Origin of the sequence: Bradyrhizobium sp. BRP56, from assembly GCF_020194035.1 — a bacterium.
Lineage (GTDB): Bacteria > Pseudomonadota > Alphaproteobacteria > Rhizobiales > Xanthobacteraceae > Bradyrhizobium > Bradyrhizobium australafricanum.
Window position 1 is genome coordinate 23,821 of the sequence record NZ_JADYVV010000002.1, and the last position, 26,057, is coordinate 49,877.

The following is a 26,057-nucleotide window of genomic DNA, read 5'->3' on the forward strand; positions in this document are numbered from 1 at the left end:
GACATGGTACGTGAAATGGAACTGCGCCAGGGCGAGGTGGCCGTCGACATGCCGACGGCGCGCGATGCCGGGCTGGTCTTCATCGGCCGTATCCGCACGCCCTGGACCTCGCGGCTGGCGACGCCCCGGCAGGGGCGCCATGACGGCCCGGTGTGCCGGCTCGAGATTTTCGAGCCCTGGGTCGCCGCGATCAAGGGCGTCGATTTCTATTCAAATCTCGAGGTGCTGTACTGGCTGCACCAGTCGCGCCGCGACATCGTGCTGCAAAGCCCGAAGAACAACGGCACCACCCGCGGCACCTTCTCGCTGCGCTCGCCGGTGCGCCCCAATCCGATCGGCACCGCGATCGTCAAGCTGGTCGGCGTCGAGCGCAACGTCATTTTGGTGCGCGGCCTCGACTGCCTCGACGAAACGCCGCTGATCGACGTCAAGCCCGACCGTTGCGAGTTCACCCCGCTCGCCCCGCCGCAGGCCGGGGACTTCGAGACGGAGTAGAATCTCTCAACCGTCATTCCGGGGCGATGCGAAGCATCGAACCCGGAATCTCGAGATTCCGGGTTCGCGCTCCGCACGCCCCGGAATGACAGCGGTGGGATTACTTCAACGCTGCGCTCAGCTTTGCCGCGCTCGCCTCCAGCACCTTGCCATCTTCCTTGTGGCTCGCAGGCGGCAGCAGTGCGACGCCGTCCTTGCGTGGCATGACATGCATGTGCAGATGGAATACGACCTGGCCACCGGCGGGCTCGTTGAATTGCTGCACCGTGATGCCGTCGGCTTCGAACGCCTTCATCGCGGCGGCGGCGATCTTGTGCGAGGCGCGCGCGACATGGGCGTAGTCGTCGGGCTTGATGTCGAGGATGTTACGGGCAGGGGCCTTCGGAATGACGAGCGTATGCCCCGGCGAGCGCGGCATGATGTCGAGGAAGGCGAACACGTGCTCGTCTTCATAGACCTTGTAGCAGGGCAGCTCGCCGCGCAGGATCTTTGCGAAGATGTTGTTGCTGTCGTAGGCGGCGGGCATGGTGGCGGCTCCTCGATGATGCTGCTTTTATTGCCTAGGTGGCGGCGGAGACGTCAAGCGTCGTCGTCGACCGTCTTGCGAAACGGGCCGGCCTCGGCGAGCTCACGGCCGACCTCGGCGACATAGTCGCGCTCGCGCTTGAGGTAATCGGCGATCGCCCGGCGCAGTCCGGGGTCGGCGATGAAATGCGCCGAATAGGTAGTCTGCGGCAGGTAGCCGCGCGCCAGCTTGTGCTCGCCCTGCGCGCCGGCCTCGACCACCTTGAGCCCGCGCTGAACCGCGAAATCGATCGCCTGGTAGTAGCAGACCTCGAAATGCAGGAACGGATGGTGCTCGATGGCGCCCCAGTTGCGGCCGAACAGTGTGTCCGAGCCGATGAAGTTGATCGCACCGGCGATCCAGCGGCCGTTGCGCTTGGCCATCACCAGCAGCACGTCGCGGCTCATGGTCTCGCCGATCAGCGAGAAGAATTCTCGGGTCAGATACGGCCGGCCCCATTTGCGCGAGCCGGTCTCCATATAGAACTCGAAGAACGCATCCCAGGCGTCCTCGGTGATGTCCGAGCCGGTGAGCCAGTGGATGGTGATCCCGGCGGCGACCGCCTCGCGGCGCTCGCGCTTGATGCCCTTGCGGTGGCGCGAGTTCAGCGAGCCGAGAAAGTCGTCGAAGGTCTTGTAGCCCTGATTGTGCCAGTGGAACTGCTGGTCGGTCCGCTGCAGGAAACCGTGGGCGCCGAGGAACCTGGCCTCGTCCTCGCGGGCGAACGTCACATGCACGGAGGAGGCCTCGGTGGCGTTGCAGAGTGCCCGCAGGCCTCGCGCCAGCGCCGAGCCGATCACCTCGCGGTCGACGCCGCCGCGGATCAACAGACGCGGCCCGGTCGCGGGCGTGAAGGGGACGGACACCTGAAGCTTCGGGTAATAGCTGCCGCCGGCGCGATGATAGGCCTCGGCCCAGCCGCGATCGAACACGTATTCGCCCTGCGAGTGCGATTTCAGATAGCAGGGCACGACGCCAACGATCCGGCCATCGAGCTTCGCGATCAGATGCCGCGGACCCCAGCCGGTTCGCGGGCAGGCCGAATTGGAGGCTTCGGCGGCGGCGAAAAAGGCGTGGGAAACGAATGGGTTATAGCTCGAACTTGCGGCGGTCTGGCAATCCTTTGCGGAACCGGGCGAGGCCAGCGTGTCGAGGTGATGGATGCTGTCCGCATCCGCCTTGGGATTGGCGCAGGCGTCCCATTCGGCGGCCGGAATGCCGCCGACGTCAGCCACCGCCTCTAGGGTGATTTCAGAAGACGCCATCGAGAATGAAGACCGGTGCCTCGTTTGAGCATGATCTTTCCGGAACAGCTGGCTCCACTTCCGGATCATGCCCCGCATTCCGCCATCGCCGATGACGACCAACCCTCGCCAACATCGTGCGTCGCTGCGATGAGTTCAAGACTGCAAGGGGCATGTCTCGGACATGTCAGGTTCCCGGCACGAACCCCTCGAAAATCATCTGGTCGGCGTAGCGCGCCGCGCGCTCGCGCTGTTCCACCGTCCGCACGGTCCAGGCCAGCAGCGGACAGCCGAACACGTTGCGGGCGATCCACGGCTCCGGCGCCGGCAGCTGGTTGACCCAATAGGCGACGAAATGCGGCTCGGTCGTAAAGCCGTGCCGCAGGTAGAGCATGCTGTCGCGCTGCGCCGGCGTCAGCTTGTCCCAATGGCCGTCGTCATAGGTGCGCTGGGCTGTGATGCCGCGCGGCAGGTTCGGCATGATCTCGCGCAGCGCCAGCACCTGGTCGGGATCGAAGGACATGCCGACCACCGGGCCGGAATAGGACGCCAGCACCTCGGCCATCCGCCGCACCAGCTTGCGGTCGCCGTCGAAATGGCTCTTCACCTCGACCACCAGCGGCACGCGGCCGGCGACCAGCGCGCAGAGATCGCCGAGCGTCATCATCTGCTCGGCGGTGTCCTTGAACTTGACGGCCTTCAGCTCGGCCGCGGTCCTGGTTGCCAGCAGGCCCGACCCCTCGGTGAGGCGGCCGAGCGCATCGTCGTGATGCACCATCGCCTCGCCGTCGGCGGTGAGCTGGATATCGCACTCGATGGCAAAGTTGCCGGCGACCGCGGCGGTGGCCGCGGCCGGCATGTTCTCGATGATGCCGCGCGCGGCATCATGCAGGCCGCGATGGGCGACCGGCCGTTTCGTCAGCCAATCAGGAGCGCGCATCGATCAGGCGACTTCGAACACGCCTTCGACTTCGACCGCAGCGTCCGCGGGCAGCGAGGCGACGCCGACGGTGGTGCGGGCATGGCGGCCCTTGTCGCCGAATGCTTCGACCATCAGGTCGGAGGCGCCGTTCAGCACCTTCGGCCCGTCGAAGAAGTCGGGCGCCGAATTGATGAAGCCGCCGAGCCGCACCACGCGGACGACCTTATCGAGGTCGCCAAGCGCGGCCTTGATCTGGGCCAGCAGGTTGATTGCGCAGCCGCGCGCGGCAGCGGCGCCCTGTTCGAGCGTGACGCCGGCGCCGAGCTTGCCCTTGGCGATCAGCTTGCCCTCGGCGTTGAAGCAGACCTGGCCCGACACGAACAGCAGGTTTCCGCTGCGGACGAAGGGGACATAGTTTGCGACCGGGGAGGTCGGCTCGGGAAGTGTGATGCCCTGTGACGCCAGTTTTTGTTCGACGGTACCCGCCATCTTTTGGTCCCCCAATTGGATTGCACGAAGCCTGAAACGCGGTCAGGGCCAAGTTTGTTTCGATTGTTTCGCGCATCGTGCCGCCGGTTGCAAGCGACGGTGAGGTGAGGACAACGCGGCCATGAGGTGCCGAATCGCACGGAAAGCTGCTGAAAATGACGGCATTTTCGCTGCGTACATTGCCATTTTGTCAGACTTGCCCCAGTTGCGGCGCAATACCACCGTCACTATTGTGGCGAATCCCTGCCTTGAGGAAACCATATGACCCTGCCGTTCCGGACTCCGTCGCGTGCCCTGGTGTTTGCGATCGCCGTTGCCGCAGGATCCGACTTGGTTCAGGGGTCCGCGGTCGCTGCGGCAAGCGGGCCGTTTCTCGCGCATCAGGCGCTCTATGACCTCAGCCTGGTGAAATCGCGCGGCTCCAACTCGGTCAGCGATGCGCGCGGGCGCATCCTCTACAATTTCTCCGGCAACTCCTGCGAAGGCTATACCTCCGAATTCCGCCAGGTGTCCGAGCTCGACAGCGGCGAGGGCAAGGTGACGCTGTCCGATCTTCGCTCCACGTCCTGGGAGGACGCGTCGGGCAAAAGCTACCGCTTCAAGATCGATACGCGGATGAACGACAGCGAATCGTCGCCGGTCGACGGCATCGCCGAGCGGGTCGGCGATCATATCACCGTGAAGCTGACCCAGCCGGTCAAGAAGACGTTCAATATCGACGGCAAGATCGTGTTCCCGACAGAGCAAATCCAGCACATCATCGCTGCCGCCCGCGACGGCAAGTCGGTGCTCGAGCAGACCGTCTATGACGGCTCCGACAACGGCGAGAAGATCTACAACACGCTGACCGTGATCGGCCGGCCGATCGCAGGCGACCGCGCGCCGTCATCGCCCGATCCGTCGACGGCGAGCAATGCGATGAGGGCCATGACGCGCTGGCCGGTGACGGTGAGCTACTACGACAGCGACGCGCGCGCGAAGGACGGCGAGCAGACGCCGGTCTACGCGATGTCGTTCGAGCTGTACGAGAACGGCGTCTCCCGCGCGCTGGTACTGGACTACAACGATTTCGTGATCTCGGGCGCGCTGGACAAATTCGACGTCAGGGATTCCAAGCCCTGCAAGTGAGGGCTGGCTATCGCCACCCACTCAGCGTCGTCCCGGGCAAGCGAAGCGCGACCCGGGACCCATAACCACAGGGTTGAGTTGTTGAAGGGGGCTGTGGCCCCAGCGTCGCACAACAATCACCTTCGGTGGTTATGGGTCCCGGCTTTCGTCGGGACGACGGCGGAGCAAGCCCGAGCACTCCACGACACCGCACTGGCCGGAACCGTCCGACACGAGTAGGCTTCCCACAAACACGCGTGTCAGGGAGGCACCTCATGAGCGAGCTCAACCACCTTCGCCCCAGCGGCCTGCATCACAATCCGGCTTACTCCCACGTCGTCGTCGCCTCCGGCGCGCGCACGATCTACATTTCGGGACAGGTGTCGGTCGACGAGGAGGGCCGCGTGGTCGGCGCCGGCGATCTTGCCGCGCAGACGACGCAGGTGATGCAGAACCTCGGCATGGCGCTGAAGGCCGCCGGGGCCAGCTATTCCAATATCGTGAAGATCACGACCTTTGTCGTCGGCTACAAGCCGGAGCTCCGTCCCATCATCGGCAAGGCACGTTCGGCGTTCTTTGAGGGCATGCAGCCGCCGGCCTCTACGCTGGTCGGCGTCACCGCGCTCGCGGCGCCGGAATGGCTGATCGAGATCGAGGCGGTTGCGGTCACGGATTGAAGGGCTGCGCAGTCGTCATGCGCGGGCTTGACCCGCGCATCCATCGCTTTTCAAAGAGTCCTTGTTGATGGATGGCCGGGTCAAGCCCGGCCATGACGACCGATTACTCCTCCGCGTTTTTCTGCGGCCCCTCATAGGCAATGCCCCTGATCACGGCGGCATTGCCGAATTTCCTGCGCAGATTGTCCATCGCGCGTTCGGCGTGCGCCGAGCGGCGGTCGAGCATGTCGGAATCGTTGGCCTGCGCGCCCGGGCGCAGCGCGCTGACGCCGGTGCCCATCAGGCGGAAGGCGGTGCCGTCGATCTCCTTCGCGAGCATCTCGCGCGACACCGCAAAGATCTTGGCGGCAAGCTGGGTCGGGGTCTGGATCGATTGCGAACGGGTGCGCTGGCGGAAGTCCGCGGTCTTCAGCTTCAGCGTGATGGTGCAGCCCGAGAGCTCGCTGGTCTTCAGCCGCGCCGAGACTTTCTCCGACAATTTCCAGAGCAGTCTTTCCAGCGTTGCGAAGTCGCGGATGTCGGTCTCGAACGTGGTCTCGCTCGAGATCGTCTTGGCGCCGCGATCGGCCACCACGCTGCGGTCGTCGATGCCGCGCGCGAGCCGCCACAGCCGGCGGCCTTCGCTCGCGAACTGCTTCATCAATTCGTTCTCGTCGGCGCGCTGCAGGTCGGCGATGATGCGAAAGCCGCGCTGCACCAGCTTCTCCTGGGTCGCAGGGCCGACGCCGTAGATGAAGCCGACCGGTTTGCTGGCGAGCATCTCGCGCGCCTCGTCCTGGTCGAGCGCGGCAAAGCCCCTGGGCTTGTCGAGGTCGGAGGCGATCTTGGCGAGGAACTTGTTGCAGGACAGGCCGACCGACACCGTGATGCCGATGTCGCGTTCGACATCGCGGGCGAATTTGGCGAGCACCTTGGCCGGGATCATGCCGTGGACGCGCTGCGTGCCGGCGAGATCGAGGAAGGCTTCGTCGATCGACAGCGGCTCGACCAGCGGCGTCAACGCCTGCATCGCCTGCCGCACCTCGCGTCCGACCCGGACATACTTCGCCATGTCCGGCGGGATCACGGTCGCGTCCGGGCAGAGTTCCAGCGCCTTGAACATAGGCATCGCGGAGCGGACGCCGTAGGTGCGGGCGATATAGCAGGCGGCCGACACCACGCCGCGCTTGCCGCCGCCGATGATGACCGGGCGATCGGCGATCTCGGGATTGTCGCGCTTCTCGACGGTGGCATAGAACGCGTCGCAGTCGATATGCGCCAGCGCCAGCGCGGGCAGGGCGCGATGACGCACCAGCCGCGGCGAGCCGCAATGGCTGCACCGCTTCACCTTGATATCGAGATCGCCGAGGCAGTCTCGGCAGAAACTGAGGGGGCCGTCGGAAGCTGCAGCTGCCGTCGTCACGGCACGTCGCGCTCCCATTTCGGGTCGCCCAGCGCCTGACGGGCGGCGGCGATGTTGGTCGGGTGCAGTTCCGAGGCCTTGGCAAACGCCTTCACAGTGGCGTCGTCGCGCATCACGAAATCGAGCACGCTCGCAAGAAATTGAGGATCGGACGCGGCGTTCCGCAGCGTCTCTGGACCGATTCCGGTTTCGGCCAGGAACAGGCCCAGCCGCTCGGGATCGCCGGCAATGAAACCGAGCGCCTGAATCGCAACGATTTCAGCAACTTCCCGGGGGTTGTGAACAGGCTTTTTCAACGCGCCGGTTTGCCTTTCCGTTAACTTATGGTCTCTATTGAGAGGCCCATCATGCCCGAGTCTTCCGCATGTGTTCAAGCAACGGAAACCACGCTGCGGAAGTTGGACTTCGGGTTAACGGGTTAGAGCGATTCTGGCGCTAGTTTGAATTCACATTTTCGACGCGCCCCGAGCGCGGTGCGTGAGGTACCGCAGCCGGGCCCGTCTCCTGGGTTTGGGAGGGACGGGATGGCCAAAACCGTCCTGATCGTGGAGGACAACGAGCTCAACATGAAGCTCTTTCGCGATCTGTTGGAAGCGCACGGCTATCAGACTTCGGGCACCAGCAATGGCTTCGAAGCGCTCGACCTTGTCCGCAAGCTGCGCCCCGACCTCATCCTGATGGACATCCAGCTACCCCAGGTTTCCGGCCTGGAGGTCACGCGCTGGATCAAGGACGATCCCGATCTGCGCGCGATTCCGGTGGTCGCGGTCACCGCCTTCGCCATGAAGGGCGACGAAGAACGCATCCGCGAGGGCGGGTGCGAAGCCTATTTGTCCAAGCCGATCTCGGTCGGCAAATTTATTGAGACTGTCCGACGCTTTATCGGATAGGGGAGTTGTGGTGCAATGTCCGCGCGTATCCTCGTGGTCGATGACGTTCCGGCGAACGTCAAGTTGTTGGAAGCCCGTCTGTCAGCCGAATATTTCGATGTGCTGACCGCCTCCAACGGGAGCGAGGCACTGGAAATCTGCGCACGCGCCGAATGCGACATCATCCTGCTCGACGTCATGATGCCCGACATGGACGGCTTCGAGGTCTGCCGCCGGCTGAAGTCGAATCCGGCGACCCATTTCATTCCGGTCGTCATCGTCACCGCGCTCGACAGCCCGGCCGATCGCGTGCGCGGCCTTGAAGCCGGCGCCGATGACTTCCTGACCAAGCCGGTGTCCGACGTCGTGCTGATCGCGCGCGTGCGCTCGCTGACGCGGCTGAAGATGATGACCGACGAACTGCGCATGCGCGCCATCACCTCGCTCGAGATCGGCATGCAGGCGCCCGAGCGCAGCGCAATCGCCGACAAGGGCACCGGCGGCCGCATCCTTCTGGTCGACGACCGGCCGTCGTCCTACGAGAAGCTGGCGCCGATCCTCTCAGCCGAACACACCGTCGACGTCGAGATCAATCCGTCGGAAGCCTTGTTCCACGCCGCCGAGGGCAATTACGACTTGCTGATCGTGTCGCTCAGCCTCGACAATTACGACGGCCTGCGGCTGTGCAGCCAGGCCCGCTCGCTGGAGCGCACGCGCCAGGTCCCGATCCTCGCCATCTCGGATGCCGACAACAACACGCGGCTGATGCGCGGGCTCGAGATCGGCGTCAACGACTACCTGCTGCGTCCGGTCGACAAGAACGAGCTCCTGGCGCGGGCACGCACCCAGATCCGCCGCCGCCGCTACACCGATCATCTGCGCGACAATGTGCAGAACTCGATCGAGATGGCGATCACGGATGCGCTGACCGGTCTCAATAACCGGCGCTACATGGAAAGCCACCTCGCGACACTGGCGGAGCAGGCCTCGATCCGCGGCAAGCCGCTGGCGCTGATGATCCTCGACATCGACTACTTCAAGGCGATCAACGACACCTACGGCCACGATGCCGGCGACGACGTGCTGCGCGAATTCGCCGTCCGCATCCGCAAGTCGATCCGCGGCATTGATCTCGCCTGCCGCTATGGCGGCGAGGAGTTCGTCATCGTGATGCCCGAGACCGACCTGCATGTCGCCGGCATGGTCGCCGAGCGGCTGCGCCGCTCGATCGCGGGCGAGCCCTTCACCGTCGACAAGGGCGGCAAGCGGATCACCGTCACGATCTCGATCGGTCTCACCACGCTGGAGCGCAAGGGCGAGCAGGTCACCGATGTGCTCAAGCGCGCCGACACCGCGCTCTATCGCGCCAAGCACGACGGCCGTAACCGCGTGGTGTCTGCGGCAGCGTAGCGCGATCTCGTAGCCCGGATGCAGCGAAGCGCAATCCGGGGTATCGCGCCGCTTGCACCAGCTTCCCGGATTTCGCTGCGCTCCATCCGGGCTACGAAGTGCCCTTAGCGGCCGCGCTTCACCGTGTCATACGCCATCCGCTTGAACTCGAACGAGAACGGATGGACGAACGCCATCTGGCGCTGCGCCATCATGACGCCGGCGATGCCCGTTTTGGGCGAAATCCACCACTGCGTGCCTGCGACACCGCCCCAATAGAGTTCGCCGGCGGCGTCGGGATGATCGATCGAGGAGGGGTTGAGGATCAATCCGCCGGCGAGACCGTAGGTCTTGCCGGGCTGCTCGCCCATCATCGCAAAGCGGATCCATTGGCCCGGTGTGAGTTGGTTGGTCATCGCCTCTGCGATCGTCTCCGGCTTCAGCAGCGTCGGCCCGCCGGGCAGCAGGCTGCGGATCAGCGCGACCATGTCATGCAGCGTCGAGACGAGGCCGCCGCCGCCATTGAAGCGCGGCACCGGGCGCAGATAGGCGCCCGGATAGGGCGCGTTGTCGGTGCGCGTCAGGCCCGGCTTCATCGGATCCATCAGATCAGCGCCGGCGTAATAGGCGACGAGCCGGTTGTGGTCCTTATCGGGAACATGGAAGCCGGAGTCGACCATGCCGAGCGGATCGAGGATCCGCACCTTGATGAACTTGTCGAACGGTTGGCCGCTCACCACCTCGACCAACCGTGCGACCACGTCGATGGCAACGGAATATTCCCATGACGAGCCGGGATGGAACACCAGCGGCAGATCGGACAGACCGTCGACCATGTCGGCGAGCGTCGTCATCGGATTGAGGATCTTGCGCTCGCTGTAGGCCTTGAAGATCGGTGTGCCCGGATCGAACAGACCGTAGCTGAGGCCGGCCGAGTGACTCAGCAGATGGCGAATGGTGATCGACCGCTGCGCCGGTTCGGTGTCGTCGATCGACGTCGCGCCCGGCCGCAGCACCTTCCGGTTTCTGAGTTGCGGGATGAAGGTCTCGATCGGATCGTCGAGCCGGAAGCGGCCTTCCTCGACCAGCAGCAGCGCCGCGCAGGAGGTGATCAGCTTGGTGTTGGAGAAGACGCGGAAGATGTGATCGGTGCGCAGCGGAATCTGCGCTTCCTTGTCGGCCCATCCGACGCAGCCCGTGTCAGCGATGTCGCGCCCGACCAGAACCGTCCAGGAGATGCCGGACAGGAGATCGTTGTCGATGTAGCGCTGCATGGCCGCGCGCGCCGGCGCGAAATCATAGCCGGTGGCCGTCACCTTCAGATCTTCCATGGTCGTTTCCCCTGTTGTGCCGCAGATCTTCTGTGTCGCAGGTCGTCGCGCGGTCGCTGTCAATCTCGCCGGACGGAATATCCAACCGGGAATACCGTGGCCTGCGGTCGGTGTTAACAACCAAACCTGACTTCCGCACGCAACCGGATTTATCCGGCGCGTTTCTTGCCCGCGGGGGCGGGGCTGCTAACCTTGACGCCTGCATTTGCCAGCAACACGCGCGCGGCTTCCCTGGCCGCGCGCGCCATCGCCGGATCGTCGCGCACCAGATCCTGCGCGATCGAGCCATCGACCAGCAGCGTGAGCTGGGTCGCAAGTCCCTCGGCATCGGCGACGCCGAGCTGTCGCAGCAGATCGCGAAACCAGAGCCGGCGGCTTTCCTTGAAGGCGATTGCGATGTTCCTGAAGGTGCGATCCTCGTCCTCCGGCCCGAGCTCGGCCACCGCGTTCACGAACGGGCAGCCGCGAAAATCCTTCGCCGAGAAGCGCCGCTCCAGCGAATCGAAGGTTGCAAGAATCTGCTCGGCCGGCGGCTTGTCGGAGGGACGCGGCTGCACGAAGCGGCGTTGCAGATAGGCTTCGATCAGCGCGTCCTTCGACGGGAAGTGGTTGTAGAGCGTGCGCTTGCTGATGCCGATCTCGGCCGCGATGGTGTCGACGCCGATGGCGCGAATGCCTTGCAGGTAGAACAGTCTGTCAGCGGTCTCGAGGATCCGCTCCTTCATGGTCTGTTTGGGAGGCGGGGAAGCCATGCGCCAGCCGTGATCCTCTTCGCTTGACAGTCAGCCCCCTGTATAGCCTAAGTACACAGGTCTGTGTAACCAAAACATGCATGAATCGCAGGCCACGGCACGCGTGCCGTGCCGTTACGGGAGAACAAGAACAATGCCCCTGTTGCAGGTCCTGCGTCCCACGCTTCCCATCCTGATCGGCGCCTCCATCATGCTCACGCTGAGCATGGGGCTGCGGCAGAGCCTCGGCATCTTCATGCAGCCGCTGACGCACGACATCGGCATCTCGATATCCCATTTCACGCTGGCGCTTGCGGTGCAGAACCTCGCCTGGGGCTTTCTGCAGCCGGTCGCCGGCGCGATGACGGTGCGTTACGGCTTCCGCCCGATCATGGTGGTCGGCGCGCTGGCCTACATCGCGGGCCTCGTGCTGATGACGACGGCGCATGGGCTCGTTGCCATCATGATCGGCGCCGGCGTCCTGATCGGCCTTTCGCTCGCCTGCACCGCGAATGCGATCGCAATGTCGGTCTCGGCGCGCGCGGTGCCCGAGACGGTACGCTCGACCGTGCTCGGCATGGTCTCCGCCGCGGGCTCGCTCGGCGCGCTGCTGTCGGCGCCGATCGGCCAGATCCTCAATGAAGGTTTCGGCTGGCGCGTCGGGCTTGCCGGTTTTGTCATTCTCTCGATCTTCATGATCCCGGCGGCGTTGTACGCCGGGCGCGTCGACAAGATTCCGCTGCCGAAGCCCGCTGGCGACGACATCGGCAACGCCACCGCGACGACTGCGGCGAAGACCGCGTTCAGCAACGCAGCCTTCGTGGTGATGACCTGCGCCTACATGGTCTGCGGCATGCAGCTCGTCTTCCTCACCACGCATCTGCCGTCGTATCTGGCGATCTGCGGGCTCGATCCGATGCTGAGCGCGCAGACGCTCGGCATGATCGGCGGCTTCAACGTGCTGGGCTCGCTGTTCTTCGGCTGGGCCGGCCAGCGCTGGAACAAGCTGGCGCTGCTCGGCGCGATCTACATCCTGCGCTCGCTGGCGCTCGCCTGGTACTTCATGCTGCCGGCAACGCCCGGCTCGACGCTGCTGTTCGGCGCCATCATGGGCTTTCTCTGGATGGGCGTCGGTCCGCTGGTCGCGGGTGCGGTGGCCGAGATGTTCGGCTTGCGCTGGCAGGCGATGATCCAGGGCCTCGCCTTCATGAGCCACCAGGTCGGCAGCTTCCTCGGCGCTTACGGAGGAGGGCTGATCTACGACTCGCTCGGCTCCTACACCATGGCCTGGCGCATCGGCGTCGCGCTGGGCCTCGCCGGCGGCATCATCCAGCTCGCCTTCGCGCTGATCCGGCCCGCGCAACCGCCACTGCTCAAGGCCGCTTAGCTTTCAGAATCCCTGCGAAGCTGGCGGCTGCTCCTTGCGAGGGCAGTCGCCAGATGCTGCCTAGTTTTTGACCGGCCACTTGCCGCAAGAGCGTGCAATGGAGCGCGATGCGGTTCCGGCTGCGGATCGAAGCGATAGCGTTTTCAAAGTGTTACGCGGCGCGCAGTGGTGGCACGCATCTTGTTTCAATTTGGCTAGAAATCGTGCCGGAAACCCTCGCTGAGGTTCCGGCCTGGGGACCTCTGGGAAGGGCTGGCCGCGATGGGGCTAGTCGCCGTCATTCTCCAGCCATCCGCGCACCACGGCCTTTGCCGCGCCGCCGAGCAGGAGGCCCTTGTGCCCTGCGTCGGGCCTGATGCCGCTGCGACTTCGCTGCATCCCGCCACCCGCACCGCGGCACTTCGAGACATCCCGATAGCCGGACGCGCGCTGTCCTTCGGCGCTCACGCTGCGAACGCGCCGCGCCCATTCGGAACGCCAGCATTTCTTTTGTGATGGGAGGTCGATGATGGAGTCTGCGACACACACGCGCCAGAAGCTCGTGAGAATCGTGGTTGCCTTGTTGGGCGTGGCGTTCCTTTGCCTGCTGTTCACCGATCTTGCGCTGGCCGAGGATGCGGCGGCGCCGCCTGCCTGTGGCGGCAAGATTCTCGAGAAGTGCACGCCGAATTCTGGCGACACCGCCTGGATGCTCACGTCAGTCGCGCTCGTCCTGATGATGACGATCCCGGGGCTCGGCCTGTTCTATGGCGGCATGGTGCGCAAGAAGAATGTCGGCGATACCGTGATGACCAGCTTCGCGGTCACCTGCCTGGTCACGATCCTGTTTGCCGTCCTCACCTACAGTCTGGCATTTCGTGCCGGCACGCCGTTCATCGGCGGCCTCGATCGCCTGTTCCTCAAGGACATCCTGAGCGACATCGGCAAGGGGGGCATCGGCAATCCCAATCCACTCGCCGCGACCATTCCTGAGTCCGTTTACATCTGCTTCCAGATGACGTTCGCCATCATCACGCCGGCGCTGATTGCCGGCGCGTTTGCCGAGCGGATGAAGTTCTCCGCGATGCTCTGGTTCATCGGGCTGTGGGCGATCTTCGTCTATGCGCCGATCGCGCACTGGGTCTGGGGCCCTGACGGGATCTTCTCGGCGGGTAACGACGCTGCGTATGTCAAAGTTCTCGATTTCGCCGGCGGCACCGTTGTGCACATCAATGCCGGCGTGGCCGGCCTGATGTGCGCCATCATGCTAGGCAAGCGCGTCGAGACGGGACCGGCGCACAATATGGTGCTGACCTTCATTGGCGCCTCGCTGCTGTGGGTCGGCTGGTTCGGCTTCAATGCCGGCTCCGCCGTCACGGCCGGAATGCAGGCGGGCATGGCCATGCTGGTGACCCAGATCGCAACGGCTGTGGCAGGCTTCACCTGGATGCTGGTGGAATGGGCGTTGAAGGGCAAGCCGACCGTCGTCGGCATCTGCTCAGGTGCCGTCGCCGGTCTCGTTGCGATCACGCCGGCCTCCGGTTTCGTCGGGCCGGTCGGCGCTTTCGCGATCGGCATCGCCGCCGGCGTCTGCTGCTACTGGGGATGCACCGGCTTGAAGCGCATGTTCAGCTACGATGATGCGCTGGACTGCTTCGGTGTCCATGCCCTTGGCGGCATCGTCGGGGCGCTGCTGACCGGGGTGTTCGCGGTCGAGCAGTATGGTGGAACGGCAGGTGTTCTGGAAGGAAATCCCGGGCAGTTCCTCAATCAATGCATCGGCGTTGCGACGGTTTTCGTGTATGATGCCGTGGTGAGCCTGATCATCCTGTTCGTGATCAATCTCTTCGTCGGGCTTCGCGTGACGCGGGACATCGAGCGCGAAGGGTTGGATCTTGCACTGCACGGCGAGGTCGTGCAGTAGACTTTGGCGGCATTCCGCGCAGCTGGCGATCTTCGCCCGCTGGCGCGGATCTAAGCTGTTCGAGGTGATCCGATGAACTGGTTCTATTGGAACACAGCGTGGTCGCTGTTCTTCAGCCTCATTTGGTTCATGACGATCACACACAATCCGGATGCAGAGATCGCAGACGCGCATCTGCGTGACGAGGCGTTCAAGGGTTAGCTCCGGTAGTAACGCCACATCCTGAGGAACGTCCGGTGGATCTCGTCGGGCGTCCGGTCGAATGGCTCCAGATTGACGCGGACCACGCCACGATGGTCCATGCGCCACGGCAGGCGCATCAACAGCCGGTAGGCCGGCCGCTTGCGCCAATCGGCCACCAGCGAGCTGCCGAGCGGTCCGTTAAGCGCGATCTGCAACTCGTGAACCGTCATCGCGCGCTCAGCGATCTCGACGAGGTCGATGCGCGTGATGGCGCGCCAGCGGATCAGCCCGAAGGCCTGGATGAAGATGCCGTACTGGTTGGCCCCGATCGTCGGACGACCAGCCTCCAGCAGGGGGATGTTGTAATAGGTGAAGCCGCCCGCTGCCGCTGCCGGCGCCAGCCAATAGATCGCGCCCGTGATCCAGGTCGCGGTCAGAAAGATCGCGGCGAGGGCTGCCGTGACATAGACCGGAAAGTAGATGTCCTCGCGGCCGTAAGCTACCGAGTAGCCGCCGACGTTTCCCTCGTCCAAGGTTGCGATCATCTGAGCCCTGCGCCCGGGACTGCTCCGGGAATCATGAGGGATGACGCAAGCCTAGAAAGCAAAAACGGGGCCGCGAGGGCCCCGTTTGAAACGTCGGAAGCAGCCGATCTTACTTGATCTTGGCTTCCTTGAACTCGACGTGCTTGCGCGCGACCGGGTCGTACTTCTTCTTGACCAGCTTGTCGGTCATGGTGCGCGAATTCTTCTTGGCAACGTAATAGAAGCCGGTGTCGGCCGTCGACACGAGCTTGACCTTGATGGTGACCGCCTTGGCCATGTGCAAAACCTCGAAAATCGGGGGAATTCGGGAGCCGGCCAAATCGGCCCGCGTTTGGCCGGGAAACTAGCCAGAAACAGCCCAAAGTCAAGGATTTCTCAGTCAAGATCATCCCGATTCCGGGCCTATTACCCCTCGAAGAACTGATTTTTCGGCCGCGGCAGGCCCAAATTCTCGCGCAAGGTCCGCCCCTCATACTCTGTGCGGAAAATCCCGCGCTTTTGCAGTTCCGGCGCCACCTTATCGACGAACTCGAACAGGCCCTGCGGCAGATAGGGGAACATGATGTTGAAGCCGTCGCTGCCCCGGCCGGTCAACCATTCCTCCATCTGGTCGGCGATGGTCTGCGGCGTGCCGACGAAGGCGAGCCCGCCATAGCCGCCGACGCGCTGCGCGAGCTGACGCACGGTGAGCTTGTCGCGCGCCGCGACATCGACAAGGCGCTGCCGGCCGCTCTTGCTGGCATTGGTTTCGGGGATCGGCGGCAACTGTCCGTCAGGATCAAAGCCGGACGCATCGGTGCCGAGGATCACCGACAGTGAGGCGATCGCGCTGTCGTAATGCACGCGGCTGTCGAGCAGTGCGCGCTTCTCCTTGGCTTCCTCAACGCTGTCGCCGACGACGACGAAGGCGCCGGGCAGGATCTTCAGATGCTCGGGATCGCGGCCGATCTTCTCCATGCGGCTCTTGATGTCGGCATAGAGCTTCTGTCCGTCGGCCAAGCTGCCGCCGCCGGTGAACACGGCTTCCGCGGTCTCGGCCGCCAGCTGCCTGCCGTCATCGGAAGCGCCGGCCTGCACGATGATAGGCCAGCCCTGCACGGGGCGGGCGATGTTCAGCGGGCCGCGCACCGAGAGATATTTGCCCTTGTGATTGAGCACATGCATCTTGTCGGGATCGACGAACAGGCCTGACTCGACGTCGCGCACGAACGCATCGTCGGCGAAGGAATCCCACAGGCCGGTGACGACGTCGTAGAACTCGCGGGCGCGCCTGTAGCGCTCGGCGTGCTCCATGTGATCGTCGAGGCCGAAATTCAGCGCCGCGTCCGGATTCGACGTGGTGACGATATTCCAGCCGGCGCGGCCGCCCGAGATGTGGTCGAGCGAGGCGAAGCGCCGCGCGACGTGATAGGGCTCGTCGAAGGTGGTCGAGCCGGTCGCGATCAGGCCGATGTTTTCGGTTACGGCCGCGAGTGCCGACAGCAGCGTGAACGGCTCGAACGATGTCACGGTGTGGCTGCGCTTCAGCGCGTTGATCGGCATGTTCAGCACGGCCAGATGGTCGGCCATGAAGAAGGCGTCGAACTTGCCGGCCTCGAGCTTGCGGATCAGCGTCTTGATGTGGTCGAAGTTGAAATTGGCGTCGGGCCAGGCCCCGGGATAGCGCCAGGCACCGGTGTGAATGCTGATCGGCCGCATGAACGCGCCGAGCTTGAGTTGACGCTTCGCCATTGCCCCGTTCCGTCCTTGATGTCGTTAGCGGAACAGATAGGGAGGTGTTTCGCGGCGCGCCATCGGGAAGATTATTTTGTTTTTGGCCGCTCTCTCGACAGTGTCATTCCGGGGCATCGCGCAGCGATGAACCCGGAATCTCGCGCCGCAATATCTCGGGATTCCGGGTTCGATGCTGCGCATCGCCTCGGAATGACGAGGATCATACTACGCCCCCAGCACGTCCTTCTGCATCTTGCCGCCGTAGAAATGGAAGAACGGCACCGGCGCGTCGTGGCGGAGCGGGCCGGTGGCGAGACGGCGGTCGAGCTCGGCGAGCACGTTCTTGGTCATGGCATGCGCGTCGGCGAGCGGCTCGGAGCCGATCTCGACCCAGACCAGCTCGACCAACTCGGCATCGGCATGCACCACGCCCTCGACACGATGCGCGATGGTCGTGGCGTCGGCAGTGAAGAAGCGCGTATCGAAGCGGCGGACGCGGCCGGGCGGGGTGATCGCACGCGCGATCAGGAACAGGCCGGACGGATCGGGCAACAGACCTGCATCGGCGAACGGCGCCCAGGGGCCGTCGAGCTTGTGCGGCTTCTCGACCTTGCGGCCGAGGCAGAGCCCGGTCTCTTCGCACGCCTCGCGGATCGCGGCGTTGGCAAGCGCACGCGCGCGGCCGGGCGTGATCTTCGGGCTGCCCTTCAACAGATTGGCTTCGAGCTCCGGCGTGATCGGCGCTGCGACCGGCACGCGGTTGTCGGCCTTGTCGACGCGGCCGCCCGGGAAAACAAATTTGCCGGGCATGAACACGACCTTGTCGTGACGCTTGCCGACCAGCACCTTCGGCTTGGCGCCGGAGCGATCGATCAGGATCAGCGTCGCGGCATCCTTCGGCCGGAAATACGCATGATGATCGGCTTCTTTTTCGCCTTGGTGGACGACAGCGGCGGGGGCGGCAGCTTCAGTCATTTCATCCCTTTCATTTCTTCTTGCGGCCCGGTTTAGCTAGACCGGCGGGATGTCGCTAGGGGGATTCTCGTCAAAGCCATGCATGCGCAGGGCCCATTCCAAGCCGATCACGGCTCCCTTCACCGGCTGCAACAGCGCCAGCGATGCGAACAGCGTGAACGGCAGATAGATCGCAAGTTGCAGCCACACCGGCGGCGAATAATTGGTCTCGATCCACAGCGCCATCGGTACCACGATATGGCCGACGATAACGATGACGAGATAGGCAGGCAGATCGTCGGCGCGATGCGGCGTGAAGTCGAGGTCGCAGACCGGGCAATGGCCGTCGCATTTGAGAAACTTGCGGAACAGTCTGCCTTTTCCGCAGCGCGGACAACGGCTGCGGAACCCGCGCTTCATCGCGCTCCACACGTCGCGCTTCTCGGGCTCGGCCGCCTCGCGAGTCCAGACCACCGTCGGCGGTGTCACTTCCATGACTTGCCTCGCTTCGATTTGCCGGACTTCTGCTGCGCCGGCTTGCGATCCTTCTTGTTGCGCGATTTCCGCTCCTTGTGTGCCTTCTTGCCCGATCCTTTTGGTTCCTTGCCAAATCCGGCGGCACGGCGCTCGGCCCTTACGCCGTCGCGTTTTCTGCCGCGCGGAATTGCCTGACCATCGGATAATAACTCAAACCGCAGCGCGCCCGCTATCGGCGCGGCCTCCACCAGACGCACATCGACGACGTCGCCGAGCCGATAGATGGTGTTGCTGCGCGTGCCGATCAGCGCGTGGCGGGTTTCGTCGTAGTTGAAATATTCGCTGCCGATGGTGCGGATCGGGATCAGACCGTCGGCGCCGGTGTCGTCGAGCTTCACGAACAGGCCGGATCGCGTCACGCCGGAAATGCGGCCCTGAAACGAGGCGCCGACCTTATCGGCAAGGAAATGCGCGATCAGGCGGTCGGTGGTCTCGCGCTCCGCCTTCATCGCGCGGCGCTCGGTGACGGAAATCTGCGCGGCGATCTCGGCGAGCGTCTCCACGGTTTCATCGGTCGGCAAGGCGCCTTCGCCAAGCCCGAGCGCGCGGATCAGCGCGCGATGCACGATCAGATCGGCATAGCGACGGATCGGCGAGGTGAAGTGCGCGTAGCGGCGCAGGTTCAAGCCGAAATGGCCGTAGTTCTCGGCGGAGTATTCGGCCTGCGCCTGCGAACGCAGCACCACCTCGTTGACCAGCGGTTCGTAGTCCTCGCCGGCAACCTGCGCCAGCACGCGGTTGAATTGGGTGGGACGCAGCGCGCCCTGCTTGGTGAAGGGCAGGTCGAGCGTCTTCAGGAATTCCTGCAGGTTGTGCACCTTCTCCTGGCTCGGCTCGTCGTGCACGCGGTAGATCAGCGGCAGCGCCTTCTTCTCCAGCATCTCGGCCGCGGCGACGTTGGCGAGGATCATAAATTCCTCGATCAGCCGGTGCGCGTCGAGCCGCTGCGGCACGATCACCCGATCGACGGTGCCGTCGGCTTTCAGCAGGATCTTGCGCTCGGGCAGATCGAGATCGAGCGGATCACGCTCGTTGCGTGCAAGCTTGACCAGCTCGTAGGCCGACCACAGCGGCTTGAGGACCGGATCGAGGATAGGGCCCGTCGTGTCATCGGGCCCGCCGTCGATCGCGGCCTGCGCCTGCGCGTAATGGAGCTTTGCGGCCGAGCGCATCAGCACGCGGTGGAAGGTATGCGAGCGCTTGCGGCCGTCGGCGCCGATCACCATGCGCACCGCGAGCGCGCCGCGCGGCTCGCCCGGCACCAGCGAACAGAGATCGTTGGAGATGCGCTCGGGCAGCATCGGTACGACGCGATCAGGGAAATACACCGAGTTGCCGCGCTGCAACGCGTCGCGGTCAAGCGCCGAACCGGGCCGCACATAGAAGGCGACGTCGGCGATCGCGACATGGACGATGAAGCCGCCCTTGTTGTTGGGATCGGGATCGACTTCCGCATGCACGGCGTCGTCGTGATCCTTGGCGTCAGGCGGATCGATGGTGACGAGCGGCACGTCACGCCAGTCCTCGCGGCCCTGCAAGGTTGCGGGCTTGGCGTCTTCAGCCTCGCGCAGCGCGGAAGTGGAGAACACCTGCGGGATATCGTGGGTGTCGATCGCGATCAGGCTGATCGCCTTTTCACTGGCAATCGAGCCAAGCCGCTCCTTGACGCGGGCGGAGGCGAGGCCATAGCCGCGGGTGCGGATCAGGTCGACGCTGATGAGATCGCCGTCCTCAGCGCCGCCGCTGTCGGCCTTGGCGATGTTGAGCTCGCGGCCGGCCTGCTTCTTGTCGACCGGGATCAGGCGCCCGCCGCCATCGGGATTGCGGCGGAAGATGCCGAGGATCCGGGTGCGCCCGTGATCGATCACCTTGATGACGCGGCCGCGATAGGGCGTACCGTCTTGCTCGTCCGTGACTTCGACGCGCAGCAGCGCGCGGTCGCCGACGCCGGCGGTGGTGCCGGGCTTCGGCCGCCGCGGCGTCTCGATGCGGATTTTCGGGGCGGTGCCGTTCTCGTCCGAATCCCACTCGGCGGGCGTGGCGATCAGCTCGCCGTCGCTGTCGCGGCCGGTGATGTCGGCCAGCACGGTCGGCGGCAGCGCCGCCGGCTCGTGGATCTTGCGGCCGCGCTTGGCAATCGTGCCGTCGTCGGCGAGCTCACGGAGGATCCGCTTCAGCTCGACGCGGTCGGCGTTCTTCAGGCCGAACTCGCGCGCGATCTCGCGGGTGCCGACCTTGCCTGGATTGGCGCGGATGAAGGCGACGATGGCATCCCGGCCCGGAAAGCCATTGTCGGGTTTTCGTTTCACTTATCCTCGTGCCTTGCCGGCGCTTTTCTTCGCGGGCGCTTTCGCTGGTGCCGATGATTTCGCAGGCGACGTCTTGGCACCGGAGGCGACCGGCGCGCGCGCCTTGCTGGTCGCATCCGTCTTCGGCTTCGCCGCGGCTTTCTTCGACGCAGCCTTCTTGGCGGGCTTGGCGTCGGCGTCGCCGTCGGCATCTTCAGCCTTTGCTGCCTTGGCCTTCGTGGCCTTGGCAGGCTTTTCCGCCTTCGCCTTCTTGGCCTTCTTGCCGCCGCCCTTGGCCGCGCGCTCGTCGATCAGCGCGATTGCCTCCGCGAGCGTGATCTGGTCGGGCGTGCGGTCGCTCGGGATCGTCGCGTTGACGCCGCCGGCCGCGACATAGGCACCGTAGCGGCCGTTCTTCAGCGCGACCGCGCCGAGCGTCGGGTGATCGCCGAGCGGCTTGCCGGGGTCGGCGCCGAAGCGTCGACCGCTCGGGCCCTTGGCAATCTTCTCCGCGATCAGCGTGACCGCGCGGTTCAAACCGATGTCGAACACCTCGTCGCCGGCCTCGAGGCTGGCATAGGTCTTCTCGTGCTTCACGAACGGCCCGAACCGGCCGAGGCCGGCGGTGATCGGCTGCCCGGTTTCCGGATGCTTGCCGATCTCGCGCGGCAGCGACAGCAGCTTCAGCGCCAGTTCGAGGTCGACATCGGCCGGCGAGGTGCCCTTCGGAATGCCCGCGCGCTTCGGCTTCTCGCCTTCGGCGTAATCCTTCTGCTCGCCGAGCTGGATGTAGGGGCCGAAGCGGCCGGCCTTCACCGTGACATCGAAGCCGGTGTCGGGATCGGTGCCGAGCACGCGGTCGGCGCTCTCGGCGCTGTCGGCCGCGAGCGGACGGGTGTAGCGGCATTCCGGATAGTTCGAGCAGCCGACGAAGGCGCCGAACTTGCCGGCCTTGAGGTTGAGCCGGCCGGTGCCGCAGGTCGGGCATTGCCTGACATCGCCGCCATCCGCGCGCGGCGGATAGATGTGCGGGCCGAGCATCTCGTCGAGCGCGTCGAGTACCTCGGCGACGCGCAGGTCCTTGATGTCGTTGACCGCGCCGATGAAGCCGCGCCAGAAGTCCTGCAGCACCTGCTGCCAGGCGATCTCGTTGTTGGAGATGCGGTCGAGCTGCTCCTCGAGATCGGCGGTGAAGTCGTATTCGACATAGCGCGAGAAGAAGTTCTCCAGGAACGCGACCACGACGCGGCCTTTGTCTTCGCCGTGCAGCCGCTTCTTCTCGAGCTTGACATAGCCGCGGTCCTTCAGGACCTGCAGGATCGAGGCGTAGGTCGAGGGGCGGCCGATGCCGAGCTCTTCCATCCGCTTCACCAGCGAGGCTTCCGAGAAGCGCGGCGGCGGCTCGGTGAAATGCTGGGTGACGGCGAGGCTCCGGCGCTTCACGGCCTCGCCCTCGCTCATCGCGGGCAGGCGGCGCGAATCCTCGTCCTCCTCGTCGTCGCGGCTTTCCTGATAGAGCGCGAGGAAGCCGTCGAACTTGATGACCTGGCCGGAGGCGCGCAGGTCCAGCACGCGTGAGCCGGCCTTGGCCTCGATGTCGACGGTGGTGCGCTCGAGCTCGGCCGACTCCATCTGGCTCGCAATGGTGCGCTTCCAGATCAATTCATAGAGCCGCGCCTGATCGGCATCGAGCCTGCGGCCGATGGTGGCCGGGCGACGCGACAGATCGGTCGGGCGGATCGCTTCGTGGGCTTCCTGCGCGTTCTTGGCCTTGGCCTGGTACTGGCGCGGGGCGTCCGGCACGTAGGCGTTGCCATAGTCCTCGCCGATCACCTTGCGCGCCTGCGTGATCGCTTCGGGCGCGATCTGCACGCCGTCGGTTCGCATATAGGTGATGAGGCCGGTGGTCTCGCCGCCGATGTCGATGCCCTCATAGAGCCGCTGCGCGATGCGCATGGTGTGCGCCGGCGCGAAGCCGAGCTTGCGGCTCGCTTCCTGCTGCAGGGTCGAGGTGGTGAAGGGCGCCTGCGGATTGCGCCGCGCCGGCTTGGCCTCGACGGTCGCAACCTTGAACAGCGCGGCCTCGATTGCCTTCTTGAAATCCTCGGCTTCCGCGCCGGAGCCGATGTCGAGCCGTGCGATCTTCTTGCCGTCGGCGCCGACCAGCCGCGCCTCGAAAGCGTCGCCGCGCGGCGTCAGCAGCGTCGCGACCAGCGACCAGTACTCCTTAGGCACGAACTTCTCGATCTCGAGCTCGCGGTCGCAGACCAGCCGCAGCGCGACCGACTGCACGCGGCCGGCGGAGCGGGCGCCGGGCAGCTTGCGCCACAGCACGGGAGAGAGGGTGAAGCCGACCAGATAGTCCAGCGCACGACGCGCCATATAGGCGTCGACCAGCGCGCCATCGATCTGGCGCGGCGCCTTCATCGCCTCGGAGACGGCCTGCTTGGTGATGGCGTTGAACACCACGCGCTCGACCTTCTGGTCCTTCAGCGCGCGCTTCTCCTTCATCACCTCCAGTACGTGCCAAGAGATCGCCTCGCCCTCGCGATCGGGGTCGGTTGCGAGGATCAGTCGGTCGGCCCCCTTGAGCGCCTTGGCGATGTCGTTAAGCCGGCTCGCGGCCTTGGCATCGACCTCCCAGATCATCTGGAAATTGGCGTCGGGATCGACGGAACCATTCTTGGCCGGGAGGTCGCGAACATGGCCGAACGACGCCAGGACCTCATAGGAGGACCCCAGATATTTGTTGATCGTCTTGGCCTTGGCCGGCGACTCCACAATGACGATATTCATGTCATTCCAATAGCTTACGGGAAAACTTGAAGGTGGGTTCCGCTAGACTCGCGGCCCGCCATGTCGGGGCGAACATGGGTGCTGGGGCGGTCCCTGTCAAATCGCCAGATATTGAAGGGACGCGCCAAGCTGTGGAGTTTCTATCCCAGGGGTTGCAAAATGCGTCCTAGAGTTGCGGCCGGAAAGGGCGTATCACTTTATATATAGGGTCGGAATCGGATTAGGCCTTTTGAGCAGCACAGGGGGCGGCCGAAAGCGCAAGGTGTCCGGCCGGCAGCGACCGGCGGACGACGAGACAGCTGGGGAGGGCGGCCCGGACGACGCCCTCGTCCTGATCGCAGCAGCCGCGACCGAACTCGCCAAACTCGCCCGGCGCCACAAATTCGAAGTCCTCAAGCGCCTGTTCGCGATGGCCCGCCTGGAGGCCGACGAGCAACTGCGTTCGCGCAGCCGGAGGAAGCTGTCGTAAGGGGCGTCGCGGGATGCAGGGGCGCCTATGAGGACTCATAACCACCGCAGTCGGTGATGAACGGGATCGCGGCCCCAGCGTCGCGCAACAACTCTCATTTTGGGTAATGGGTCCTGGCTTTCGCCAGGACGACGGTGGGGATGGATCGCAATTCAAGATGTCAAACAGCGCGGTGCGGCGAAACAGAAGTCGTGATTTGCGACCCTTCCTGGAGAAAGGAAGAACGCTAGCTCGCGCCACATCCACCGCCGTCGTCCCGGCGAAGGCCAGGACCCATACGCCGCGGCGGGTGTTGAGAACGGGACTCGTCGTCTCAGCATCGTTCAACAACCGGCATTTGTGGTTATGGGTCCCTGCTTTCGTGTTTGGTCCCTGCAGATTGGTTGGATGGAATCGGTGTAGAACGAGGCGTGGCCTTTTGCGCAGGGACGACACCCAATATGGGTCGTCGTATGTGAGTCATACATCCGCATCCTCGCGACGCGAGGCATATTCGGATAAAGCGAAATATTTTCGCAGGCGAGGATTGACAAGTTTTTGGTGAGTTGCCCGTCGTGTCGCATCAGCAACACCCATCCTACGCACTCGCGAGGCGCCGCGCGCGCTTCGCTACACGCCGCGGCTTCAGCGCCGTGTCGGCCGCGCCAAGCACGCGTCCATCCTGCGAATAGAGCGTGAGCTTCTTCACCGGCTTGCCCTTGTCGCGGTCGACCAGGATGGTCGCGATCTCGTCCGGATGCTCGTCGAATTCCTCGGTCCATTGCCGCAGCGCGACCAGGATCGGAAAGATGCCGTGGCCCTTCGGCGTCAGCACATATTCCTGATAGGCGCTGCCGTCGGAGGCGGGGACCGTCTTCAGGATGCCGCGCTCGACCAGCGTGCGCAGCCGTGTGGCAAGGATGTTCTTGGCAAGCCCGAGGCTCGCCTGGAATTCGCCGAAGCGGCGCCGGCCGAGGCTGGCGTCGCGGATGATCAGGAGCGACCACCAGTCGCCGAACACGTCGAGCGCGCGTGCGACGGGACAGCTGTCGCCTGCAAGGCTGGTTCGTTTCACCGGCTGTCTCCAGGAGTTTGGGCCATCACGACCTTGTGTGGTTGCAATATTAAACCGTATGCCCTAGCTAGGCAACGAAGTTTAATAATGCAACCAACTGGAGGCGGACATGAGACTGGCGAACAAGACGGCGTTGATCACCGGCGGCAACAGCGGCATCGGGCTCGCGACAGCGAAGCTGTTCGTGGCGGAGGGCGCCAAGATCGTCATCACCGGGCGCAACAAGGAGACGCTTGCGGCGGCATCCAGGGAGCTCGGGCCGAACGCGCTCGCGGTGGCGGCTGATGCCACCGACGTCGCGGCGCTGGAAGCCGCGGTGAAGCAGGGCGCCGAGAAGTTCGGCAAGTATGACGTGCTGTTCGCCAATGCCGGCATTCCCGGCCAGACGCCGGTGGGCGGCACCACGCTGGCCGCATTCGAGAATGTGATCCGGACCAATCTCACCGGCGTGTTCTTCACGGTGCAGGCGGTCGCGCCGTACCTCAACGACGGCGCATCGATCATTCTCAACGGCTCGGTGATCTCCGTGCTCGGCAATCCCGGCTACTCGGCCTATGCCGCGAGCAAGGCCGGCGTGCGCGCGATGGCGCGGGTGATGGCGTCAGAATTCTCGCCGCGCAACATCCGCGTCAACGTGGTGGCGCCGGGCGCGGTGCGCACGCCGATCTGGGGCGCGGCGATCGCGACGCCCGAGGCCGAGAAGATCTTCGAGCAGCGGATCGGCAAGACCACGCCGCTCGGGCGGATCGGCGAGCCCGATCACATTTCAAAGACCGTGCTGTTCCTGGCGTCCGACGACGCCGCGCATGTGCAAGGGCAGGAGCTGTTCATCGATGGCGGTGCAACGGCATCACCGGCGGGCGCACCGATCTATCGCGGATAGAGCCTTTCCGTTCCGATTAAATCGGAACGCGGCTCTGGTTTTATTCTGACGCGTTTTCTTCACGCGAACCGGTATCCACTTCGCTCGAAAACGCTCTGGTTTGTTTCTCATTGTATCGAACGGC

At 64.6% G+C, this 26,057-nt stretch carries 26 protein-coding genes; 10 read left to right on the forward strand and 16 right to left on the reverse strand.

The window, feature by feature from the left end:
* The first annotated feature begins 3 nt into the window (after nucleotides 1-3).
* Nucleotides 4-495, forward strand: a complete 492-nt coding sequence (gene tsaA, locus I6F38_RS01795) for a tRNA (N6-threonylcarbamoyladenosine(37)-N6)-methyltransferase TrmO (protein ID WP_225158852.1) — start codon at nucleotides 4-6, stop codon at nucleotides 493-495.
* A 100-nt stretch (nucleotides 496-595) separates the two neighbouring features.
* Here the strand turns inward: tsaA and I6F38_RS01800 are convergent, their stop codons facing one another.
* From I6F38_RS01800 to I6F38_RS01815, 4 genes are all read right to left on the reverse strand, one after another.
* Nucleotides 596-1,021 (reverse strand): HIT family protein, encoded by a 426-nt coding sequence (locus I6F38_RS01800; RefSeq protein ID WP_168857445.1) that lies wholly within the window; start codon nucleotides 1,019-1,021, stop codon nucleotides 596-598.
* A gap of 53 nt (nucleotides 1,022-1,074) precedes the next feature.
* Entirely contained in the window at nucleotides 1,075-2,325 is a 1,251-nt protein-coding gene (locus I6F38_RS01805) for a GNAT family N-acetyltransferase (RefSeq protein ID WP_225158853.1), read from the reverse strand.
* A 166-nt stretch (nucleotides 2,326-2,491) separates the two neighbouring features.
* Nucleotides 2,492-3,244, reverse strand: coding sequence for a glycerophosphodiester phosphodiesterase (locus I6F38_RS01810; protein ID WP_225158854.1), 753 nt, complete (start codon nucleotides 3,242-3,244; stop codon nucleotides 2,492-2,494).
* Between the two features lie 3 nt (nucleotides 3,245-3,247).
* Nucleotides 3,248-3,715: a RidA family protein gene (locus tag I6F38_RS01815; RefSeq protein WP_016845428.1), complete on the reverse strand. Its 468-nt coding sequence runs from the start codon at nucleotides 3,713-3,715 to the stop codon at nucleotides 3,248-3,250.
* 261 nt (nucleotides 3,716-3,976) lie between these two features.
* On the opposite strand from I6F38_RS01815, the gene I6F38_RS01820 reads away from it, so the two are divergent.
* Nucleotides 3,977-4,843 carry a cell envelope integrity EipB family protein gene (locus I6F38_RS01820; protein WP_225158855.1) on the forward strand — a complete coding sequence of 289 codons (867 nt, stop codon included), beginning with the start codon at nucleotides 3,977-3,979 and terminating at the stop codon, nucleotides 4,841-4,843.
* Between the two features lie 254 nt (nucleotides 4,844-5,097).
* A complete protein-coding gene (locus I6F38_RS01825; RefSeq protein WP_225158856.1) occupies nucleotides 5,098-5,499 on the forward strand; it encodes a RidA family protein in 402 nt (133 codons plus the stop codon).
* A gap of 103 nt (nucleotides 5,500-5,602) precedes the next feature.
* Here the strand turns inward: I6F38_RS01825 and I6F38_RS01830 are convergent, their stop codons facing one another.
* Both I6F38_RS01830 and I6F38_RS01835 read right to left on the reverse strand, forming a co-directional pair.
* Nucleotides 5,603-6,919, reverse strand: a complete 1,317-nt coding sequence (locus tag I6F38_RS01830; RefSeq protein WP_225158857.1) for a DNA polymerase IV — start codon at nucleotides 6,917-6,919, stop codon at nucleotides 5,603-5,605.
* Nucleotides 6,898-7,197 (reverse strand): DUF3572 domain-containing protein, encoded by a 300-nt coding sequence (locus tag I6F38_RS01835; RefSeq protein ID WP_092078203.1) that lies wholly within the window; start codon nucleotides 7,195-7,197, stop codon nucleotides 6,898-6,900. The genes I6F38_RS01830 and I6F38_RS01835 overlap by 22 nt, the downstream gene beginning before the upstream one ends.
* Nucleotides 7,198-7,425: 228 nt before the next feature.
* On the opposite strand from I6F38_RS01835, the gene I6F38_RS01840 reads away from it, so the two are divergent.
* A complete protein-coding gene (locus I6F38_RS01840) occupies nucleotides 7,426-7,791 on the forward strand; it encodes a response regulator (protein ID WP_028336390.1) in 366 nt (121 codons plus the stop codon).
* A 15-nt stretch (nucleotides 7,792-7,806) separates the two neighbouring features.
* Nucleotides 7,807-9,180, forward strand: coding sequence for a PleD family two-component system response regulator (locus I6F38_RS01845; protein ID WP_225158858.1), 1,374 nt, complete (start codon nucleotides 7,807-7,809; stop codon nucleotides 9,178-9,180).
* Between the two features lie 104 nt (nucleotides 9,181-9,284).
* Here the strand turns inward: I6F38_RS01845 and I6F38_RS01850 are convergent, their stop codons facing one another.
* Both I6F38_RS01850 and I6F38_RS01855 read right to left on the reverse strand, forming a co-directional pair.
* Entirely contained in the window at nucleotides 9,285-10,490 is a 1,206-nt protein-coding gene (locus I6F38_RS01850; RefSeq protein WP_225158859.1) for a serine hydrolase domain-containing protein, read from the reverse strand.
* A 149-nt stretch (nucleotides 10,491-10,639) separates the two neighbouring features.
* Entirely contained in the window at nucleotides 10,640-11,242 is a 603-nt protein-coding gene (locus I6F38_RS01855) for a TetR/AcrR family transcriptional regulator (RefSeq protein WP_225158860.1), read from the reverse strand.
* 133 nt (nucleotides 11,243-11,375) lie between these two features.
* On the opposite strand from I6F38_RS01855, the gene I6F38_RS01860 reads away from it, so the two are divergent.
* The 3 genes from I6F38_RS01860 (at nucleotide 11,376) to I6F38_RS43910 (ending at nucleotide 14,712) form a co-directional block, all read left to right on the forward strand.
* Entirely contained in the window at nucleotides 11,376-12,608 is a 1,233-nt protein-coding gene (locus I6F38_RS01860; protein WP_225158861.1) for an MFS transporter, read from the forward strand.
* A 505-nt stretch (nucleotides 12,609-13,113) separates the two neighbouring features.
* A complete protein-coding gene (locus I6F38_RS01865; RefSeq protein ID WP_276573464.1) occupies nucleotides 13,114-14,511 on the forward strand; it encodes an ammonium transporter in 1,398 nt (465 codons plus the stop codon).
* Nucleotides 14,512-14,583: 72 nt separating this feature from the next.
* Nucleotides 14,584-14,712, forward strand: coding sequence for a hypothetical protein (locus tag I6F38_RS43910; protein ID WP_256527872.1), 129 nt, complete (start codon nucleotides 14,584-14,586; stop codon nucleotides 14,710-14,712).
* On the opposite strand, the gene I6F38_RS01870 is transcribed toward I6F38_RS43910, so the two are convergent.
* The 7 genes from I6F38_RS01870 to topA all read right to left on the reverse strand — a co-directional run bounded on the left by I6F38_RS01870 (nucleotide 14,709) and on the right by topA (nucleotide 23,527).
* Nucleotides 14,709-15,239: a hypothetical protein gene (locus I6F38_RS01870; protein ID WP_225158862.1), complete on the reverse strand. Its 531-nt coding sequence runs from the start codon at nucleotides 15,237-15,239 to the stop codon at nucleotides 14,709-14,711. The genes I6F38_RS43910 and I6F38_RS01870 overlap by 4 nt on opposite strands.
* Nucleotides 15,240-15,348: 109 nt before the next feature.
* Nucleotides 15,349-15,516, reverse strand: coding sequence for a 50S ribosomal protein L33 (gene rpmG, locus I6F38_RS01875; protein WP_018271988.1), 168 nt, complete (start codon nucleotides 15,514-15,516; stop codon nucleotides 15,349-15,351).
* A 128-nt stretch (nucleotides 15,517-15,644) separates the two neighbouring features.
* The gene (locus I6F38_RS01880; RefSeq protein WP_225158863.1) at nucleotides 15,645-16,970 is read right to left on the reverse strand and encodes an LLM class flavin-dependent oxidoreductase; all 1,326 of its coding nucleotides are present in this window, start codon (nucleotides 16,968-16,970) and stop codon (nucleotides 15,645-15,647) included.
* Nucleotides 16,971-17,177: 207 nt separating this feature from the next.
* Nucleotides 17,178-17,927, reverse strand: coding sequence for an NUDIX domain-containing protein (locus I6F38_RS01885; RefSeq protein ID WP_225158864.1), 750 nt, complete (start codon nucleotides 17,925-17,927; stop codon nucleotides 17,178-17,180).
* Between the two features lie 36 nt (nucleotides 17,928-17,963).
* Entirely contained in the window at nucleotides 17,964-18,401 is a 438-nt protein-coding gene (locus tag I6F38_RS01890; protein ID WP_225158865.1) for a DUF983 domain-containing protein, read from the reverse strand.
* Complete coding sequence (rnr, locus tag I6F38_RS01895) at nucleotides 18,392-20,752, reverse strand: ribonuclease R (RefSeq protein ID WP_225158866.1); 2,361 nt, start codon at nucleotides 20,750-20,752, stop codon at nucleotides 18,392-18,394. The genes I6F38_RS01890 and rnr overlap by 10 nt, the downstream gene beginning before the upstream one ends.
* The gene (gene topA / locus I6F38_RS01900; RefSeq protein WP_225158867.1) at nucleotides 20,753-23,527 is read right to left on the reverse strand and encodes a type I DNA topoisomerase; all 2,775 of its coding nucleotides are present in this window, start codon (nucleotides 23,525-23,527) and stop codon (nucleotides 20,753-20,755) included.
* 262 nt (nucleotides 23,528-23,789) lie between these two features.
* Here topA and I6F38_RS01905 point away from each other — a divergent pair, with 262 nt between their 5' ends.
* The gene (locus I6F38_RS01905) at nucleotides 23,790-23,996 is read left to right on the forward strand and encodes a hypothetical protein (protein WP_225158868.1); all 207 of its coding nucleotides are present in this window, start codon (nucleotides 23,790-23,792) and stop codon (nucleotides 23,994-23,996) included.
* Nucleotides 23,997-24,573: 577 nt separating this feature from the next.
* Here I6F38_RS01905 and I6F38_RS01910 read toward each other — a convergent pair.
* On the reverse strand, nucleotides 24,574-25,050 hold the full coding sequence (locus I6F38_RS01910; protein ID WP_225158869.1) for a helix-turn-helix domain-containing protein: 477 nt from the start codon (nucleotides 25,048-25,050) through the stop codon (nucleotides 24,574-24,576).
* Between the two features lie 109 nt (nucleotides 25,051-25,159).
* Between I6F38_RS01910 and I6F38_RS01915 the strand changes: the two genes are divergently transcribed.
* Complete coding sequence (locus I6F38_RS01915) at nucleotides 25,160-25,933, forward strand: glucose 1-dehydrogenase (protein ID WP_225158870.1); 774 nt, start codon at nucleotides 25,160-25,162, stop codon at nucleotides 25,931-25,933.
* The last annotated feature ends 124 nt before the right edge of the window (nucleotides 25,934-26,057 follow it).

Bases quoted from the DNA above. Each gene is read 5' to 3' on its own strand.
- tsaA (WP_225158852.1), top strand. From the start codon at position 4: ATGGTACGTGAAATGGAACTGCGCCAGGGCGAGGTGGCCGTCGACATG.
- I6F38_RS01800 (WP_168857445.1), bottom strand. From the start codon at position 1,021: ATGCCCGCCGCCTACGACAGCAACAACATCTTCGCAAAGATCCTGCGC.
- I6F38_RS01805 (WP_225158853.1), bottom strand. From the start codon at position 2,325: ATGGCGTCTTCTGAAATCACCCTAGAGGCGGTGGCTGACGTCGGCGGC.
- I6F38_RS01810 (WP_225158854.1), bottom strand. From the start codon at position 3,244: ATGCGCGCTCCTGATTGGCTGACGAAACGGCCGGTCGCCCATCGCGGC.
- I6F38_RS01815 (WP_016845428.1), bottom strand. From the start codon at position 3,715: ATGGCGGGTACCGTCGAACAAAAACTGGCGTCACAGGGCATCACACTT.
- I6F38_RS01820 (WP_225158855.1), top strand. From the start codon at position 3,977: ATGACCCTGCCGTTCCGGACTCCGTCGCGTGCCCTGGTGTTTGCGATC.
- I6F38_RS01825 (WP_225158856.1), top strand. From the start codon at position 5,098: ATGAGCGAGCTCAACCACCTTCGCCCCAGCGGCCTGCATCACAATCCG.
- I6F38_RS01830 (WP_225158857.1), bottom strand. From the start codon at position 6,919: ATGGGAGCGCGACGTGCCGTGACGACGGCAGCTGCAGCTTCCGACGGC.
- I6F38_RS01840 (WP_028336390.1), top strand. From the start codon at position 7,426: ATGGCCAAAACCGTCCTGATCGTGGAGGACAACGAGCTCAACATGAAG.
- I6F38_RS01845 (WP_225158858.1), top strand. From the start codon at position 7,807: ATGTCCGCGCGTATCCTCGTGGTCGATGACGTTCCGGCGAACGTCAAG.
- I6F38_RS01850 (WP_225158859.1), bottom strand. From the start codon at position 10,490: ATGGAAGATCTGAAGGTGACGGCCACCGGCTATGATTTCGCGCCGGCG.
- I6F38_RS01855 (WP_225158860.1), bottom strand. From the start codon at position 11,242: ATGGCTTCCCCGCCTCCCAAACAGACCATGAAGGAGCGGATCCTCGAG.
- I6F38_RS01860 (WP_225158861.1), top strand. From the start codon at position 11,376: ATGCCCCTGTTGCAGGTCCTGCGTCCCACGCTTCCCATCCTGATCGGC.
- I6F38_RS01865 (WP_276573464.1), top strand. From the start codon at position 13,114: ATGATGGAGTCTGCGACACACACGCGCCAGAAGCTCGTGAGAATCGTG.
- I6F38_RS43910 (WP_256527872.1), top strand. From the start codon at position 14,584: ATGAACTGGTTCTATTGGAACACAGCGTGGTCGCTGTTCTTCAGCCTC.
- I6F38_RS01870 (WP_225158862.1), bottom strand. From the start codon at position 15,239: ATGATCGCAACCTTGGACGAGGGAAACGTCGGCGGCTACTCGGTAGCT.
- rpmG (WP_018271988.1), bottom strand. From the start codon at position 15,516: ATGGCCAAGGCGGTCACCATCAAGGTCAAGCTCGTGTCGACGGCCGAC.
- I6F38_RS01880 (WP_225158863.1), bottom strand. From the start codon at position 16,970: ATGGCGAAGCGTCAACTCAAGCTCGGCGCGTTCATGCGGCCGATCAGC.
- I6F38_RS01885 (WP_225158864.1), bottom strand. From the start codon at position 17,927: ATGACTGAAGCTGCCGCCCCCGCCGCTGTCGTCCACCAAGGCGAAAAA.
- I6F38_RS01890 (WP_225158865.1), bottom strand. From the start codon at position 18,401: ATGGAAGTGACACCGCCGACGGTGGTCTGGACTCGCGAGGCGGCCGAG.
- topA (WP_225158867.1), bottom strand. From the start codon at position 23,527: ATGAATATCGTCATTGTGGAGTCGCCGGCCAAGGCCAAGACGATCAAC.
- I6F38_RS01915 (WP_225158870.1), top strand. From the start codon at position 25,160: ATGAGACTGGCGAACAAGACGGCGTTGATCACCGGCGGCAACAGCGGC.